The sequence below is a fragment of the Pseudomonadota bacterium genome (genome assembly GCA_030859565.1).
GTDB lineage: Bacteria > Pseudomonadota > Gammaproteobacteria > JACCXJ01 > JACCXJ01 > USCg-Taylor.
Window position 1 is genome coordinate 1 of sequence record JALZJW010000083.1, and the last position, 17,019, is coordinate 17,019.

A 17,019-nucleotide genomic window follows, 5' to 3' on the forward strand; every position below is an offset into this window, starting at 1 on the left:
TGATGGTACTCATCCTCCCATCATGAACAGTCGCCGACCTACTTCAGACTCATCTTGTGTTAGAAATAAGCCCTCCCTTCAGACTCATCTTGCATTGGAATAGGCTCTCTCTTTCCCGCTAGCTAACAACCCCTTAAAATACACATAAGCCGATTTATTAGAGTTTACCGAACGAAATGAAAAACGGGTATTCGTTTCGCCAATCGCGGCGATTTGCGTTTTACCGTCATACAGATCCGGAATGTCACCCCTCCGATCATCCCGGATTCCGCAACGCTTCATCCGGGCTACTTCGCTAATAAGCCGGGAACGTTTGGGGGAATGAAGTCATCTTGCTGACAGATAAACGAACGGATCTTGTTGGAACCATATTGCCAGTACCTCGTTGCCCCTAGACACGCGCACAGCCTGGACTTTTCCATCAAAGTGGTCGCCGTCAAAAACATAAAAGCACGCGTCAAGGGCCCGAATACGAACGCTTTCGGCATTGTGCGAGACGACAAACGGTCCTGAAATTTGGTACCTCGGGCCGATGAAAGCCAGGCCCAGGGAAGGGCCTGCTTGGCGCGCCGAGGATGCAATGGCCCGAAAATTCCCCGATTCTGGACCGAGACTCGCGCGATTGACAATTCCCAGGTCCATCAGTACCGTCCCTCTCGACGAAAAAGGGCGTTTACAACCTACCTTGAGCCTCCTTCATGGCAGGAAGACGACCGAAGGGTAACCGGACTCGGGAAATCCGACCGTCCGGGATCGCAGGGGGCTTGTGGAAACGTGAGCTATGGGAATGGCTATACGGGCACGTAAAGCGGAAACGCCGACACAGCCAAGCTGTTGCACTAAGGGTGCGCGCGCTACATTTCTATCCCGACCCTCGCAACATCAATGAATGAGCGGGAGCTGCGAGATGAGCTGGCGGTGGAGCGCACTCGCCTGGCCAACGAGCGCACGTTGCTGGCTTATATCCGCACAGCTCTGGCGCTCGCCGCCGGTGGTGCGGTCTTGCTCCAGTTCTTTCCCAGTGACCTTCTATTGTCCGGCATCGCCTGGGTGCTCGTCGCCTCAGGTGGCGCCACCATCATTATCGGCGCGTATCGCTTCTTTGTCGTAGGTAGACGGCTGCGTGGCAGCATCAAGTAGCGCAGCGTGTTCCCACCACCGGCCACCTTGCGGCCGTAAACGCAATGGATGGCCCGGCCGCAAGCGGCTTATGCCGCGCTTCGATGCGGATAAATCAACAAAACCGTCCCCGGAAGTAACACCTTTTGCTGGTTTATCCGATTCCATCGCAGGATCTGGCGGACGCTGACGCGGTATTGATGCGCGATTACGGACAGCGAGTCTCCCGCCCGGATCGTGTGACGCACGCCCGCGCGCCGCCGCTTCGCGGCAAGAACGGCGGCTAGGGAGTGAGGCGCGCTGGCCACCGCCAGAGGGGGTCTTACCGAGTGGGCGATCTTGCGCTTCAGGATATCCGCGTTTTTCACCGGCAATGCTAATCTATGTGGTCCGGTTGGGACGGTCGTGTCCTTGATCACGCCCGGATTCAGTCGCCGCAATTCGACCACGCTCATTTGCGCCGCCCGGGCGAGGCGGATGGGTGCGCCGATTTCGACTTCGGAAACGTAAGGTTTATTCGCGATGGGTTTGAGGCTGACGTTATACTCTGCGGGCGCTGCGACGATGCTCGACATCGCTAAAAGCTTAGGCACGAACTTTTCGTTTCCGCGGGCATCGGTGATAAGGGTGCCGATAGGTGTTGACGGTGACGACATAGGTGCCACCCGGCACATGGGCGCGACGGTAATCAGGCATTACGGAATCATACCGCCAATGAATGGCGCGGGCACGCGCCCTCCACTTGCTAAACCCAGGATGTCGACATCACCGCATGGTAGGTCGGAACCGGCTTCATCGGGTTCCGACAAAATGGCCTCCAAATACCCGATGGCGCCGATTAATCCGGCAAAGCCATGTGGTTCATTGAAGGTATTCACCCGTCACCCATGCGTCGGAACCCGATGAAGCCGGTTCTGACCTACGCAGCTACCTTTCCGCCTTACGCGCGTTGCTGGAGGAGTCTACGTATTACCTGCATGGTCTGCATAATGAGATCTCCTTTGGGTCGGTGTGCTGACCATCCCAAGAGATCGCCAAACATCACGTGGATCCCCTAACCTTCTGATTGAACGCCCTGATCCAACAATAACATTTGTGGAGATTCCCCAGAATCTAACTCCATTGACCGGCGGCCGATCGGGGCCTGGCGCTGTTCTGCGGTGTGAACGTCATGTCCAAGAAGAGCTTCCTGTGCGAGTACTTCTCCCGCATCGCCCCCGCACAGGTGGTGCCCTAACCGACGTGCGACTTGGGTAATATTTCACAAATTTTCTGTGAAAAAAGTCACAGCGTCGAGATCCGCTGCCCAGTAGTCTAACTTCCGGTGCTTATTGGTTTTGTCGCATATTGCTTTTCCGAGAGTTGGGGAGTCTGTAAGCCATTTGAATTCCGGACACCCGATTTTTGGCTCTTGCCCAATATTGAACTTTGCGCCCGACCCAATGATCGTTACAGCACTATTTTCATTGAAATGACCTTTTCTAAAGGAGACAAGCCATGCTGAATCTCAAACACGGTGGGCATATCCTGGACGACAACGCCCCGGGGGCAGAAGAGACCACAAAGAAGATGGACGATGTCGTCCTCAATGAATGGCCCGAAAAGTCCCCGATCCTTGGGTGCCAAATGTCGAGACAGTTTGGCGTCTCGGACACGTGCAGGCCAAAGGGGAGTGTCGGCTCAGGGAGAGGTCGGCAACAACTTCACTTTTGAGGAGGGCGTTGTAAAAATCCTATACGTTTTGACTACTCGCTGGCTGAGCGATAGATTCCTATTGGCAAAAAGGGGCGTTTGATTTTGCTATCCGCGGCAGCGATCGTTACAACACAGTTTTCATTGACATGACATTCTATCAAGGAGACAAGCGATGACGATGAGTGATCCAAAACACGGTGGTATTTTGGGGGACAAGGCTGGCGCAGGACAGTCCCCCGGGAAGACGACGACGGACGCAAAGGGAGCAGAGATGAAAGGGGGTGGGCAAGTCTTGTCTGACATCAGGCATGGCGCGCATGTTACGGAGGACAAGTCCCGGCCAACGGTCGAGTTGGCCGCGAAGCGGGAGGATATTACCCTGTTGAAGGACGCGGTCGCCGGGTTCGCGAGGCCCGGGACCGCGGGCGCTGCAGTCGCCACGGCCGAACCCGAAGAGGTACTGTTCTCGACGCCGTTCGACTATCTCTTTCCGAAACTGGCAACGAACCCGGCGGCCCTTTTGCCGGCGGACGATCCGGCCAAGGTCGTCGCGGGTCTCAAGGCCCTCGGCGATGCGATGGTGGAGGACTCGCTGGCGCCGGGAGAAGACCCCCTGCAGCCGACAGGCAATTCGACGATTCCGCCGGTCTACACCTATTGGGGCCAGTTCGTCGATCACGACCTGACCGCGAACACGGACCGGGATTCGGCGAAAAGCGACATTACCAAGCCCGACTTGAAACCCCTCCCCCCAGCCGACGTCGTGAAGGAGCTGAAGAACCTGCGGCAGCCGACGGTCAACCTCGACAGCGTCTACGGCGACGGGCCGACGTTTGATGCAAGCAAGCCGACCCAGGCCGGCAGAATGTACGACGGCATCAAGCTCAGGGTCGGCAAGGTTGCCCTAAATCCCGTCCCCCCTCCCGAACCCCCTCCCATCCGTGGCGTTCCCATTCCGCCCGATAAGGTCACAGGAGGCGATACTGACCCAAACCGGGATCTGCCGCGCATTGGTCCGCTGATTGAAGAGGGTGTCGTAAAGGAGCAGGACTTTCCCGAGGACCTTCGCAAGAAGTCAAATTTTAAAAACCTTGCTTTCATTGCTGATGCACGCAACGACGAGAACCTCATCATCGCGCAGTTCCACACCGCTGTCCTGCGCTTCCACAACGCCGTCGTTGAATGGGTGACGGCCAACGAGCCCAACGACTACGACGGCTGCAAGAGGAGCGACGCACAGCTATTCGAGCGAGCCCAGCAACTGACCCGCTGGCATTACCAGTGGCTCGTCGTCAACGACTTTCTGAAGACGGTTACGCTCACTGGAATCGTTGATAAAATCCTGCTCGGTAGGCCGAAGCACTACGCACCGCGCAACGGCAAGCCGTACATGCCTCTGGAGTTCTCCGTCGCAGCCTACCGCTTCGGCCACACCATGGTCCGCGCCGCCTACGACCATAACCGCAACTTTGGACGGCCCGCGCCCGGGCAGTTGCCTGTTATCGATAATGCTTCCTTCGATAACCTGTTCTTTTTCACGGGCAACGGGGACCCCGAGCCGTTCCGCGGCGGGACCGAAGTGCTGCCCTTCAACTGGATCATCGAGTGGGAACGTTTCACCGACAAGGCCAGCTTATTTCCTGACCACTTCGCGCGCAAGATCGACACTCGCCTGGCACCGCCCCTCAGGGACTTGGTGAACCAGGGCAACGCTCAGCCCAACGTAGACATCAAGGCGATCTTGAAGCGCCTGGCTAGGCGCAATCTCCTGCGCGGCTACCTTCTGAGCATCCCGACAGGGCAGAGCGTCGCGAAGGAGATGGAGATCGCTCCGTTGAGCGCGAACGAGTTGCGCCTCGGCAACAGCGGCCCGCTGAACCAGGTTCTGCAGGACAGCGGCTTCCTTGAACGGACGCCTCTATGGTTTTACGTGCTCAAGGAGGCTGAGGTGCGCGCCAACGGCAACTCGCTGGGTGATCTCGGTAGCCGCATCGTCTGCGAGACCATCATCGGACAGCTACTTAACGATCCGGAGTCCTACCTCAAGCAGCAGGGCGGCTGGGATCCCAGCAAGGGCGTGAAGTTGCCCCCCAAGACCGGCGGCGATCCAAAAGACGGCGATCTGATCGTGACCATCCGCGACTTCCTCAGGTTCGCGGGCCTCATCGCCTAACGCGGGCGTATCAGGTTCGGAACGGACGGCATCCACAAGCTGCCGTCCGTTCCGATTTCAGCGAGCAGGGAACCTTCGCAACCTCATTTTAGATCGAGCCGGGAATTTCAAATTCGGTAACGATTTAGCCTCCTGAAAAATAGATTCCTGGGGCGTCCCAAGCTCGTTTCCTCCCCACTTTTCATCGCTCCAGTTCAAGCAAGTGGCGCTTTTGTGCTTCTTCCAGCAACTTACTGAAGGAGCGAACCCATACTAAGCTTCGTTGAAGCCCGGCTTACGCCGGTTAACGCCTGCTTGACCATGTATTCCCCGACTATAGGGGCCAGGCTCGGTTTGTTTATGATATATTGGGTTTATGCCCCGCCACCCGCGTGTTCACCTCGATGGAATACCCCTGCACATCGTGCAACGCGGCCACCACCGCGAGCCGTGCTTCTTTGGGGAAGAAGACTACTTGACCTACCTGCACTGGCTCGGTGAGGCTTTGAAGGAGACACGCTGTTCGCTACACGCCTATGCCCTCATGAGCACCCACGTGCACCTGCTCCTCACCCCCAAGAGAGCAGCGGCGGTATCGAAGCTCATCATCTCGGCCGACGCTACGTGCAGTATATCAACCGGAAGTCTCGGCGTACGGGCACGCTCTGGGAGAGCCGCTACAAGTCCTCACTCATCCAGGCGAAGACGTATCTGCTCACCGGCATGCGTTACATCGAACTGAATCCCGTTCGCGCGGCGATGGTGGACGAGCCTGCACACTACCGTTCGACGGGCAGGAGGTCACGGCATTATCGCGAGGAGCGTTAATGAGCTTACGCCAACGCATGGGCATGCTGTTCCAGAGCGGCGCGCTCTTAACCGATCTCCCGGTGTTCGAAAACGTGGCCTTCCCCTTACGCGAGCACACCCGGCTGCCTGAGCCGATGATCTCGATCTGGTGCTGATGAAGCTCGAGGCGGTGGGGCTACGGGGCGCACGCGATGTTGGGCGCGGTGATCTCTATTGATCTCGGGCTGAGCGCGGTGGTTTATTTGGCGGCGATACTGTATCTACTCGCGGCCGCCTCGTGGCCGTAAACGCAATGGATGCCTCGGCCGCAAGCGGCTTATGCCGCGCTTCGATGCGGATAAATCAACAAAACCGCCCCCGGAAGCAACACCTTTTTTTGGTGTATCTGATTCCATCGCAGGATCTGGCGGACGCTGACGCGGTATTGATTCGCGATTAGCGACAGCGAATCTCCCGCCCGGATCGTGTGACGCAGGCCCGCGCGCCGCGGCTTCCCGGCAAGAACGGCGGCTAGGGAGTGAGGCGCGCTGGCCACCGCCAGAGGGGGTCTTACCGAGTGGGCGATCTTGCGCTTCAAGATATCCGCGTTTTTCACCGGCAATGTTAATCTATGCGGTCCTGTTGGGCCGGTCGCGTCCTGGATCACGCCCGGATTCAGCCACCGCAATTCGGCCACGCTCATTTGCGCCAGCGCCGCCGCCCGGGCGAGGCGGATAGGCGCGCCGATTTCGACTTCGGAAACGTAAGGCTTATTCGCGATCGGTTTGAGGCTGACGTTATACTCCGCGGGCGCGGCGACGATGCTCGACATCGCTAAGAGCTTAGGCACGAACTTTTTCGTTTCCGCCGGCAAGTCGAGCGACCAATAACTCATCGAGCGGCCCGCGCGGCGGTTGCGGTGGATGGCCGTCTGAACGGTTTTTTCTCCGCAGTTGTACGCCGCTAATGCATGCAGCCAGTCCCCCTTGAAGAGGTCATGGAGGTTCTCCAGATAATCAAGTGCCGCGTCGGTGGAAGCGAGGACATCGCGCCGTCCGTCGTACCACGCGCTCTGTCTAAGACCAAAGCGTTTTCCCGTTCCCGGGATCAACTGCCAGATGCCTGCGGCGTGGCGGGGCGAATACGCTTCCGGACGATAAGCACTCTCAATAATCGGCAACAGCACGATTTCGGTCGGCATAGCGCGCCGTTCCACCTCTACAACGATGTGATGCAGGTATGGACGCGCCCGCTCGGCCAACTGGTCGAGGTAGACCTGCCGCAGCCCCGGCCAAGACTCTTTCGATGGCGGGGACGGCTGGGGTAGCGTGAATCCCTGCCGGATCCGTTCCCAAAGATCATCGTCCGGTTCGTGGGAGAGGGGCGCTTGCGCAAGGCGTTGACTAAGGCGAGCGCGTAATTCGTCGAGGTGCCCCGAGCGGTAGGCCGAATCGAATACGCCGGGGTTCGCGGTGCGCGGCGGGAGAGACTGCGCCTGGTCCTCTACCTGCGGCACCGCCAGACAGCCGCTCAGGAGGATGGGGGTGCAAATTATTATTATTGGACGATGGTTGCCCCGTCGCATTTGCAGAGATGCTATGGAGGCCGAACGGGGGTGTCAACCCTTCAAGCGTTTGCTAAATCTGTAGAAAAATGCGATGAACAAGCTATAACAGGATGATTTAGCATGACATCTAGATACTCATTTGGCGACTAGCGAGATTTATTAGCAGTCCTAATAAATGTCTTTCCACTGGCGCAAAGCCGCGAATACCTCGGTATCGGAGCACAATGGCCGTCGCGCTTGCCGTTCGGCCGCGCGCTTGACTTCGGGCGCCGAACAGCGAACGAAAGGATTCGTTTGCCGTTCTAGGTCTAAGGTCGAAGGCACCGTCGGCAATCCTTGGGCACGCCGTGCCGCGGTTTCCCGGATGCGCGCGGCAATGGCCGCGTTATCGGGTTCGACCGCGCGGGCGAAAGCGAGGTTAGCGCGCGTATACTCGTGACCACAATAAAGGCGTGTCCGGGGCGGCAGGCTCATGAGCTTGGTGAGGGAGGTATACATTTGTTCAGCCGTTCCCTCGAATAGACGCCCGCAGCCGGCGGTGAACAGGGTATCGCCGCTGAACAACAACTCCGCGCCGGAATAAGCGACCGCGCCGGAGGTATGGCCGGGGACGCCCAGGACCTTGAATGATAGATCGAGATCGGGAAACTCGATCGTGTCGCCGTCGATCACCCCATGACGGCATTTGGGGATGGTCTCGAGCTTCGGGCCATAGACGGGCACGCGGTAACGCTCGACCAGCGATTCAATGCCATTGACGTGATCCCAGTGATGATGGGTGACGAGTATGGCCGTGAGCTTGAGCCCCTGTGCGGTCAGGGTTTGATCGACGGGCACGGCATCGCTAGGATCGACAACCACGACGATGTCCCCGTTGCGAATGAACCAGATATAATTGTCTTTCAGCGCAGCGACCGGAAAGACATCGACCATGCTTTTATCTCCGTGGATGACCTCGATGCGGCCAGTATGATGAGGCCAGTATACAGTCGCGACATGCCGGATCCATCATGGTTCTGATCAGCGACGATCGATCGCTTTCCTTGTGGACGCGGCTGGTGGAATGGTTTCAAGGCCCTCTCGGGGACTCCGTATTGCAAGCGGAACGCGCCCAGCTCGGCCCGGTTTTATCGGGCCTGTTCGGTTTTCATATCGTCCAAATCGGGGTGCTCGGCGCGGCCGATCTGTTTGCGGGCAGCCGCATCGCGCATCGAATCGTGCTCAACATCGACCCGCAACCGCCTATCGCAATGCTTGGCCATCCGTTATGCGCGGCGGGGGCGTTACCGCTGCAAACCCGCAGTATCGATGTGATCGTCCTGCCGCATGTCTTGGAGTTCCAAGCGGACGGGATGGAAGTCTTGCGCGAAACCGAACGCGTTCTTGTGGGCGAAGGTCACGTGGTGATCTTGGGATTCAATCCATGGAGCTTATGGGGGCTGTGGCGCCTTTGCAGCGCGTGGGGAAAGCGCGTACCTTGGTGTGGGCGGTTCTTGGCGATGGGGCGCCTTCAAGCTTGGCTGCGCGATCTTGGATTTGATATGGTGCAATCGCGCCGGTTCAATGTGCGCGCGCCCTGGGCTAACGCGCCGGCCGAGCGGCGATGGGAGATAGGCGAGCGTATCGGCGCTTGGCTCGGTTTCGGCGGGGTGTATCTCCTGGTCGGGAAAAAGCGTATCGAGGCGATGACGCCGATCGGGGCGCGGAGGCACGCGCAGCGTAGAGTTATCCATGGTGGCGTCGCCGGCTCGTCCGTGCAGCGCGTCAAGCCCTAGCATGGCCGCTCGTCCAGGCTTTGCGCAAGAGACCTCCGAAGGAATCCGCGTTGAGCTGTTTACCGATGGGGCCTGCCGCGGGAATCCCGGACCCGGGGGATGGGGGGTCTTGCTACGTTATAAAGGAAACGAGAAGACGCTGAGCGGCGCCGAGCCGTTTACGACCAACAACCGCATGGAGCTCATGGCCGCTATTCGGGGCCTCGAAGCTTTGAAGCATCATTGCGGAGTCCGGTTGACGACCGACTCGGTCTACGTAAAAAACGGTATCACCGAGTGGCTCCCGCGCTGGCAGCGGCGCGGATGGCGTACTGCGGATAAACAGCCGGTTAAAAACGTCGAACTCTGGCAACGGCTGGCTGCCGCGGCGTCGCGCCACGATATAAAGTGGCAATGGGTAAAGGGCCACTCGGGGCACGTTGAAAACGAGCGGGTCGATCGCTTGGCGAATCGCGCGATCGACCGGCTTTTAGCTGCTCGTGCAAGCGGCGATAGGAACGCGGCGACAGACTAAGGAAGCTCTAATGCGCCAGATCGTACTCGATACGGAAACCACGGGCCTCGAGCCGGGAGAGGGTCATCGAATCATCGAGATTGGCTGTGTGGATCTCGTCAATCGGCGAGTGAGCGAGCGCCGGTTTCATTATTATCTTTGCCCGGACCGGGACATCGATCCCGGCGCGGTGGAGGTGCACGGTATTACCCTGGCGCAACTCAAGGACAGTCCACGATTCGCAGACATCGCGAAGGAATTTTTAGACTTCATCCGGGGCGCCGACCTTATCATCCACAACGCCGCTTTTGACATCGGCTTTATCAACAACGAGCTCCGGCGGCTCGGGCCGGAGTGGGGGCGGATCGAGGAAGTCTGTGCGGTGATCGACACTCTGGCCCTGGCACGCGAGTTACATCCTGGACAAAAGAATAGCTTGGACGCCTTGTGCAAGCGCTACCAGGTCGACAACTCGGCGCGCATACAGCACGGCGCCTTGCTCGATGCGGAGATCCTTGCCGATGTGTATCTTGCGATTACCGGCGGACAAGCCGATCTGCTCCTGGATGACTTTAGGCCCGCCGCCGGAAAGAAAATAGAATCGGTCCGCGCCGAAAAGCGGCCGCCGCTACCCGTGATCGTTCCTAGTGAGGGCGAGCGGACGGAGCACCGCAGGCTTCTGGAGATTATCGATCGCGCGAGCGGTGGCCGGTGCCTGTGGCGGCGCGAGGAAACCGATGATGGGGCAGTGTCCCCGCAGGAGTCACTTATAGAGCAATATTCTGACTCTTGCGCTAGTCATCAATAGGATTCGTCTCATGCAAATACCTTGGTGGGCTTGGATCGTCGGTGGGATCGGACTAATGCTGATCGAGCTTTTGGGCCCGACGTTTTTTATCCTCTGGTTCGGTGTCGCGGCCGTGCTGGTAGGGATCGTGGCCGCCTATGTCGATCTCAGCCTCGCACAGCAGCTTTCGCTCTGGGGAGGGCTGTCCGTCGGGATGGCCGTGCTCTGGTTCCAGCTATTTCCGGCGCCGCATCGGACCCTGTCGGGCCTCTCAAAGGAGGCCGTTGTCGGGGAACGGGGCCTGATCGTCCAGGAGGTATCCGAGATGCAGCGGGGTACGATCCGATTCCAAAAACCGATACTCGGATCGGAGACCTGGCCGGTGATCGCGGATGAACGGATCGCTTCCGGCGAACGCGCTAAAATAGTGGACGTGGTAGGGCAGACACTCAAGGTCGAAAAGCTTTCATAGCGGGGAGGGACCGTGGAATTTACAGAATTTACACTGATTGCCTTTGCGGTATTCATTATTGTCCTGGTCACGATCGCCAAAGCGGTGCGCACCGTACCGCAAGGCGAAGAATGGGTGGTTGAACGGCTGGGGAAGTTCAACTCGACCTTGACGGCGGGATTGCGGTTTCTGATCCCGTACATCGATCGGGTGGCCTACCGGGTGCCCACCAAGGATCTCATCCTCGATATACCTGAACAAGAGGTGATCACGCGCGACAATGTTGTCATCATTACCAATGCGATCGCCTTTGTGAAGGTGACCGACACCGTCAAGGCCGTCTACGGCATCACTGACTTTCGCTCCGGGGTCTCGAATATTACCCAAACCACGTTGCGGTCGATCATCGGGGAGATGGAACTCGACCATGCGCTGTCCTCACGCGATCAGATCAAGGTGAGACTGAAAGAGTCGATTTCCGACGACGTGGCCGACTGGGGGCTAACGGTGAAATCCGTTGAAATCCAGGACATCAAACCGTCGGCATCGATGCAAACGTCGATGGAAAAACAGGCGGCCGCCGAGCGCGAGCGAAAAGCGGCCGTCATCAGGGCGGAAGGGGAGAAACAGGCGGCCATTCTTCAGGCGGAGGCGCGCTTGGAAGCCGCGAAACGCGACGCCGCGGCGCAAATTACTCTCGCCAGCGGCGCGTCGGAAGCGATTAAAAAAGTGACCGATGCGATCTCCGATCGCGATTTGCCCGCCTATTTCCTTTTGGGCGAACGCTATATTACGGCGATCAAGGATCTGGCGGCGTCACCCGGCAGTAAAACCGTCCTATTGCCCGCAGATCTTATTCAGGCCATACAAGGTCTCCTGGGCCGAAGCCGGCCGTAGCGGCGTAAGCCTCAATTGTTATGGCTCGCCCTTGAACCCATGGCTTGACTTGCGTATAGTTCCCACCCGCCGCCCTATTAATGATGCAATGCGCCCTTCAGCGGGCAATAACGCGGTAAGGAACCTGGCGGTCTCCCCCTCACCACAGCGGTAGCTGCCTATACAGTGTCTCCACCTGCGGTACCGGTGCCTCCCGGGCGCGGCTCCCGCGGATCCCCTGTGACTCGGTTCAGATACTTGGCTCAAGTTTCCGCCGACGGTCGGTGGACGAGGATTATGCTTTGTCATTTCAAGAATTAAATCTCGATTCTTTGCTGCTACGCGCTATCGAAGCCAGCCGCTTTCTCTCGCCCACCGAGGTGCAGCGTCAGGTTATCCCGCTCGCCCTGGAAGGCCGTGACGTCATGGCCTCGGCACAGACCGGCACGGGCAAGACGGCCGCCTTCGTGTTGCCCGCCTTGCAGCGCTTGCTGACGCCATCCACGGCGCGCGGCCGCGGCCCGCGGGTGTTAGTCCTGACCCCGACACGCGAGTTGGCCAACCAGATCAACGAATCCATCCGGCAGCTCGGCCGCTTCACGCGCTGCTCGTTCGGGGCCATCGTGGGCGGCGTCGCCTATCCGCCGCAGCAACAACTGCTCGGCAGGCCCCTGGATGTCCTGGTGGCCACGCCGGGGCGTTTGCTCGATCATATGGAGCGGGGTCGAGTCGACTTCTCCCGCCTGGAGCTCCTGGTCCTCGACGAGGCCGATCGCATGCTGGACATGGGCTTCATCGAGGATGTCGAGCGCATCGCGGCGGCCACCCCGGCCGGGCGCCAGAGCTTGCTGTTCGGGGCCACCTTGGAAGGGGACATCCTGCGGGTCGCGCGGCGCTTGTTACAACATCCGGTGCGCGTCCAGATCGCCGGCATCAAGGAGCGCCACACCTTGATCGAGCAGCGGATGCACCGTTTCGATAATACGAAACACAAGCACGCCCTTCTCGATCACCTGTTACAGGATACCAAAGTCTACCAGGCCATCATTTTTACCGCGACTAAACGCGGGGCCGAAAACCTGGCCGGAACCCTCGAAGCGGATGGGCACGCGGCGGCTGCCCTACACGGGGACATGCGCCAAAGCGCCCGGAATCGCACCGTGGAACGCCTGCGTAGGGGTAAGCTGCGGGTCCTCGTCGCGACCGACGTGGCCGCCCGTGGGCTCGACATCAAGGATATCAGTCATGTGATCAACTTCGACCTTCCCATGGTTGCACAGGACTATATCCATCGGATCGGGCGCACCGGCCGCGCCGGCGTTACCGGTACCGCCATCTCGTTGGTAGGGCCGGGAGATGGGATTAAGCTCGGGCGCATCGAGCGGCTGACCGCCCAGAAGCTGGACCGGCAGGTGATCCCGGGGCTCGAGCCCACCAGCCCCGAACCGGGGGCGCGTAAACCCAAGCCGCTGCAGCGGGGTCAGAACGGGCCGCGCGGACGTGCCGGTTCCGATGCCATAAACAAGCACCGGCCACGGCCGCACGGCAAGAAGGTTGGTTTCCGGCCTAGCCAGCCCGGACGCACATCGGGGAGGCCCAGCGGGATGAGGGGCTAAGCAGGCGTTGTGACTCACAAAACAAGAACGTTTGAACTTTTTAACGTCTTGTGTTTTACCTGGTGAAGTGCGGCTCACTATAACGAAGCGAGAATATAAATCGGCTGGCCCGCAAATGCTCCTGTGACGCCGTACGCACGTCACTTTTCCGAGCCAAGAGAATATGAACGTCCGTCCTCCCGAGGCAACGAAGGTGTTTGGCGAGTATCCGCTGGAGCGACTATTCGGCCGTATTCTAAGCCCGCTTGAAGACTTCTTGCGTCGCGCGACGGCGGGCGGCCTTGTGCTGATGGGAACAACGGTTCTGACGCTGATCGCCGCGAATTCCCCGCTCGGGGAGCCGCTCGCCCAGTTCTTGGAGCAGCCGATGACCATTGGCATGGGCGCATGGACCCTCGAGCAAACGCTACATCACTGGATCAACGACGGACTCATGGCGCTCTTCTTCCTCGTCGTCGGGCTGGAGCTCAAGCGCGAGGTGCTCGTCGGCGAGCTGGCGTCGCTCCGGGATGCGGCCCTGCCGATCTTCGCTGCCATCGGCGGAATGGTTGTACCCGCCGCGATCTATCTGGCGTTGAATCCCGAGCCCCCGGCAGCTCAAGGCTGGGGCATCCCCATGGCGACCGATATTGCATTTGCGATTGGCGTACTTGTCTTGCTCGCCTGGCGTGTGCCGCGCGGCCTGGTAATTTTTTTGATGGCGCTGGCAATCGCCGACGATCTTGGTGCGGTACTGGTGATCGCAATCTTTTATACGGGTGAATTGGACACCGGCGCCCTCGTGAGCGCGGCCGCCACATGGGGTGTCCTGATACTGCTCAATCAGGGGGGTATACGCCAGCAACTGCCCTATTGGGTGCTTGGCGTTATCCTTTGGTATTTCATGCTGCGCTCGGGCATCCATGCGACGATAGCGGGCATCCTATTGGCGTTCACGATCCCGGCGCGCCCGGCACGCACGCCCGAACAGTATGACGCGCGGGTGTCCCAGCTGCTGGCGGCATTCCGCGCGCATGCCGAGGACCTCAGCACACCGAGCGATCCGCTGAGCAGTCACGACATGGCCACGATCGCGGCCAACCTGGAGCGCGACTCGAAAGCCGTCCAGAGCCCGCTACACCGCACTGAGCACGGGCTGAGCCCCTGGGTGACCTTCGTCGTTCTGCCACTCTTCGCTTTCGCGAACGCGGGCATTGATTTTCGCAACGCCGATCTGGTGAGCAACCTGAGTCACCCTATCACCCTCGGCATTGCGCTCGGCCTCCTGCTCGGCAAGTTCGTTGGCATCAGCGGATTTAGTTGGCTTGCGATCCGGCTAGGAGTAGGCCGACTGCCGCCCGAGGTTAAGTGGCGCCACCTGCTCGGTGCCGCTTGGCTGGGCGGCATTGGCTTCACGATGTCGCTGTTCATCAGCCAGCTCGCCTTTGACAATCCCAACCATCTGGAGCTAGCGAAGATCGGCATCCTCTTTGCCTCGCTCGCCAGCGCGCTTATCGGGCTTGCATGGCTCGCGTTCGGTGCATCGCCTCGCCGTCCTCCACTGCGAAACTCGAAAGCGGGTGACCATACGATTTAGTTTTTATTTTTGCTGTGGCGCCATCAATGATTTTTTCGCCCGCAGCAGAACGCTCTTGAGAAGCCTCCTTTTACCGCTTTGTAGCGAGCTATTGGGATAAGGGCATATGCGAGTTTGATTCGGTGTCAGAACCATGAGCGTCAAGCGACTCGCCATCGATACCTCGACCGAAGCCGGCGCGCTGGCGCGCTTTTTCGCGGCGCTGATCGCGCGGCGCTGGTGGGTAATTGCCTGCTATGCGCTCCTCCTTCCGCCGAGCGCCTACTACGCCGCCAAGGTCGGGCAGGACAACTCGATCGACAGGCTGATCGTCGCCACCGATCCCGACTACGTGGCCACGCGCGCTTTCGAGCAGGTGTTCGGCGGCGGCGAGTACGCGCTGCTGCTGGTCGAGGCGCCGGACCCGCTCGCGCCCGAGGTGATCACCAAGCTCGATGCGCTCGAGCGCGCCATCCAGACCAACCCGCGCGTAACCACCAACTCGGTGCTGTCGGTGTACCGGCGCGCCAAGGCCGGCTTCGAGCCCACCCCCGAGAGCCTCACCGCCTTGCGCCAATTCGCCACCGGCACCGACCAGTTCCGCCGCCAGGGACTGCTCGGCAGCGGCTACATCGCGCTCGGACTGATCTTCGAGGTGCGCGGCAGCGCCGACCGCCTGCTGCTGCTCGACGAGGTCGAGCAGGCGATCGCCGGCGTCGCGGCGCGCCTCGGTCCCATCGCCGGCCTGCACCGGCTTGGCCAGCCGTATGTCAACGTGTATCTCGATGAGACGCAGCGCTCCGCGCCGATTTATTTCCTGCTCTTCACCGCCTTCGTCATCGCGCTGAATGTCGCCCTCTACCGCTCGGCGCGCACGCTCGGCGCGTTCCTCATCACGCTCGGCGTCTGTCTCGCCGTCTCGGTCGGCTACGTTGGGATCACCGGCGGCACTTTCACCATCGTCTCGCCGATGGTACCGATGACCGTCCTGGTCACCGCCACGGCCACGCTCGTCTACCTGCACTCGCGCTTCGTCGAACGCCCGCCGGAGCGGCCGATCGGCATGCACCAGGTGTTCGCGCTGTGCAACAAGTTCGTCCCCTGCACGGCCTCGATGTTCGCCACCGCGGCCGGCTTCGCGGCGCTGGCGGTGTCGGACATCCGGCCCATCCGCGAGATGGGCATCTGGGTCGCCGTCGGCGTCACCGCCTCCTGGGTGATCGTGTTCACGCTCTTCCCGGCCCTACAAGCGGTGCTGCGCACGCCGACGCAGCAGGAGCGGCGCGCCGCGAGCATCGGCTTTGACCGCCTGGCGGCGTGGCTGCCGCGCTTCAGCTACCGCTGGCGTTGGCCGCTGGTCGGCGCGGCGTTGGCCCTGTCGGGCGCTGGCGCCGCGGCGCTGTTCGGCTTCCCGGGCCTGCTGGCGCCGATGCCGCTGCTTACCGATCCGGTCGAGCACATGAATCACTCGGCGCCGCTCTACCGCGACAGCAAACGCCTCGGTCCGATCACGCCCGGGCTCTCGGTCACCCACGTGTGGCTGCGCGGCGATCTCGGGAGCGTCTCCGAGCCCGACGTGCTCAACGGGCTACACCGCTTCCAGCAGGCGCTCGAGGCCGATCCCGACGTCGGCGCCGCGATCGGTCCGACGAGCATCCTGCGCCTGATCCGCTATTTGAGCGGCGAGGGCGACGCCTGGCCCCGAGACCCGGCGGCGGTCGAGCAACTCGCCGCCGACCTCGAGGGTCTGGTGCCGCAGGAGCCGATGCTGCAGCGCTTCGTGCAGCCGCACGAGCTGGCGCAGGCGCAGGTGACCGTGATCTCGCACGCCATCGACGAGCCCGGCTTCCAGCGCCTCAACGCCTCGGTGCGGCGGATCTGGAGCGAGACGGTAGCGGCGGCCCCGGCGCTCGCCGAGTTCGCGCTCGATACCGTCGGCCTGGCGCCCCTCAACGCCAAGACGGCGCAGAACTTGGTGCCGACGCTGGTACACAGCTTCGCGCTCACGGTAGTCGTGATTTTCGGCGCTTTCCTGGTCGTCTTCCGCAGCGGCACCGCACGGCTGATGGCGATCATCCCGTCGATCTTCGCCATCCTGGTGATGTTCCTGTTCATGCGCGCTACCGGCCTGATGTTGAACATCG

The 17,019-nt window shown here is 60.4% G+C and carries 15 protein-coding genes and 1 pseudogene; 12 read left to right on the top strand and 4 right to left on the bottom strand.

Annotation, left to right across the window (positions count from 1 at the left end; all coding sequences use genetic code 11):
• Positions 1–327 precede the first annotated feature (327 nt).
• The gene (locus M3436_12810; protein MDQ3564974.1) at positions 328–642 is read right to left on the bottom strand and encodes a hypothetical protein; all 315 of its coding nucleotides are present in this window, start codon (positions 640–642) and stop codon (positions 328–330) included.
• Between the two features lie 243 nt (positions 643–885).
• On the opposite strand from M3436_12810, the gene M3436_12815 reads away from it, so the two are divergent.
• Positions 886–1,140 (top strand): DUF202 domain-containing protein, encoded by a 255-nt coding sequence (locus M3436_12815; GenBank protein ID MDQ3564975.1) that lies wholly within the window; start codon positions 886–888, stop codon positions 1,138–1,140.
• A gap of 68 nt (positions 1,141–1,208) precedes the next feature.
• On the opposite strand, the gene M3436_12820 is transcribed toward M3436_12815, so the two are convergent.
• Positions 1,209–1,712 carry a LysM peptidoglycan-binding domain-containing protein gene (locus tag M3436_12820; protein ID MDQ3564976.1) on the bottom strand — a complete coding sequence of 168 codons (504 nt, stop codon included), beginning with the start codon at positions 1,710–1,712 and terminating at the stop codon, positions 1,209–1,211.
• Positions 1,713–3,166: 1,454 nt separating this feature from the next.
• Here M3436_12820 and M3436_12825 point away from each other — a divergent pair.
• From M3436_12825 to M3436_12835, 3 genes and pseudogenes are all read left to right on the top strand, one after another.
• Positions 3,167–4,987 carry a heme peroxidase family protein gene (locus tag M3436_12825; protein ID MDQ3564977.1) on the top strand — a complete coding sequence of 607 codons (1,821 nt, stop codon included), beginning with the start codon at positions 3,167–3,169 and terminating at the stop codon, positions 4,985–4,987.
• Positions 4,988–5,342: 355 nt separating this feature from the next.
• A complete protein-coding gene (locus M3436_12830; protein MDQ3564978.1) occupies positions 5,343–5,708 on the top strand; it encodes a transposase in 366 nt (121 codons plus the stop codon).
• Positions 5,709–5,754: 46 nt separating this feature from the next.
• Positions 5,755–5,972: pseudogene (locus tag M3436_12835) on the top strand (phospholipid ABC transporter ATP-binding protein MlaF).
• Between the two features lie 120 nt (positions 5,973–6,092).
• Here the strand turns inward: M3436_12835 and M3436_12840 are convergent.
• On the bottom strand, positions 6,093–7,340 hold the full coding sequence (locus M3436_12840; protein ID MDQ3564979.1) for a transglycosylase SLT domain-containing protein: 1,248 nt from the start codon (positions 7,338–7,340) through the stop codon (positions 6,093–6,095).
• 150 nt (positions 7,341–7,490) lie between these two features.
• The gene (gene gloB / locus M3436_12845) at positions 7,491–8,255 is read right to left on the bottom strand and encodes a hydroxyacylglutathione hydrolase (protein MDQ3564980.1); all 765 of its coding nucleotides are present in this window, start codon (positions 8,253–8,255) and stop codon (positions 7,491–7,493) included.
• Between the two features lie 77 nt (positions 8,256–8,332).
• Between gloB and M3436_12850 the strand changes: the two genes are divergently transcribed.
• From M3436_12850 to M3436_12885, 8 genes are all read left to right on the top strand, one after another.
• Positions 8,333–9,097, top strand: coding sequence for a class I SAM-dependent methyltransferase (locus tag M3436_12850; protein ID MDQ3564981.1), 765 nt, complete (start codon positions 8,333–8,335; stop codon positions 9,095–9,097).
• 1 nt (position 9,098) lies between these two features.
• On the top strand, positions 9,099–9,611 hold the full coding sequence (gene rnhA, locus M3436_12855; protein ID MDQ3564982.1) for a ribonuclease HI: 513 nt from the start codon (positions 9,099–9,101) through the stop codon (positions 9,609–9,611).
• A 10-nt stretch (positions 9,612–9,621) separates the two neighbouring features.
• Positions 9,622–10,398, top strand: coding sequence for a DNA polymerase III subunit epsilon (gene dnaQ / locus M3436_12860; protein MDQ3564983.1), 777 nt, complete (start codon positions 9,622–9,624; stop codon positions 10,396–10,398).
• A gap of 10 nt (positions 10,399–10,408) precedes the next feature.
• Entirely contained in the window at positions 10,409–10,849 is a 441-nt protein-coding gene (locus tag M3436_12865) for an NfeD family protein (GenBank protein MDQ3564984.1), read from the top strand.
• 12 nt (positions 10,850–10,861) lie between these two features.
• On the top strand, positions 10,862–11,725 hold the full coding sequence (locus M3436_12870; protein ID MDQ3564985.1) for an SPFH/Band 7/PHB domain protein: 864 nt from the start codon (positions 10,862–10,864) through the stop codon (positions 11,723–11,725).
• 281 nt (positions 11,726–12,006) lie between these two features.
• On the top strand, positions 12,007–13,320 hold the full coding sequence (locus M3436_12875) for a DEAD/DEAH box helicase (protein MDQ3564986.1): 1,314 nt from the start codon (positions 12,007–12,009) through the stop codon (positions 13,318–13,320).
• Positions 13,321–13,483: 163 nt separating this feature from the next.
• Positions 13,484–14,896, top strand: a complete 1,413-nt coding sequence (nhaA, locus tag M3436_12880; GenBank protein ID MDQ3564987.1) for a Na+/H+ antiporter NhaA — start codon at positions 13,484–13,486, stop codon at positions 14,894–14,896.
• Positions 14,897–15,029: 133 nt separating this feature from the next.
• Positions 15,030–17,019, top strand: a 1,990-nt coding sequence (locus M3436_12885) for an MMPL family transporter (GenBank protein MDQ3564988.1), incomplete at its 3' end; no start/stop codon positions are given.

Bases quoted from the DNA above. Each gene is read 5' to 3' on its own strand.
- nhaA (MDQ3564987.1), top strand. From the start codon at position 13,484: ATGAACGTCCGTCCTCCCGAGGCAACGAAGGTGTTTGGCGAGTATCCG.
- gloB (MDQ3564980.1), bottom strand. From the start codon at position 8,255: ATGGTCGATGTCTTTCCGGTCGCTGCGCTGAAAGACAATTATATCTGG.
- M3436_12810 (MDQ3564974.1), bottom strand. From the start codon at position 642: ATGGACCTGGGAATTGTCAATCGCGCGAGTCTCGGTCCAGAATCGGGG.
- M3436_12840 (MDQ3564979.1), bottom strand. From the start codon at position 7,340: ATGCGACGGGGCAACCATCGTCCAATAATAATAATTTGCACCCCCATC.
- rnhA (MDQ3564982.1), top strand. From the start codon at position 9,099: ATGGCCGCTCGTCCAGGCTTTGCGCAAGAGACCTCCGAAGGAATCCGC.
- M3436_12815 (MDQ3564975.1), top strand. From the start codon at position 886: ATGAATGAGCGGGAGCTGCGAGATGAGCTGGCGGTGGAGCGCACTCGC.
- M3436_12865 (MDQ3564984.1), top strand. From the start codon at position 10,409: ATGCAAATACCTTGGTGGGCTTGGATCGTCGGTGGGATCGGACTAATG.
- M3436_12850 (MDQ3564981.1), top strand. From the start codon at position 8,333: ATGGTTCTGATCAGCGACGATCGATCGCTTTCCTTGTGGACGCGGCTG.
- M3436_12830 (MDQ3564978.1), top strand. From the start codon at position 5,343: ATGCCCCGCCACCCGCGTGTTCACCTCGATGGAATACCCCTGCACATC.
- dnaQ (MDQ3564983.1), top strand. From the start codon at position 9,622: ATGCGCCAGATCGTACTCGATACGGAAACCACGGGCCTCGAGCCGGGA.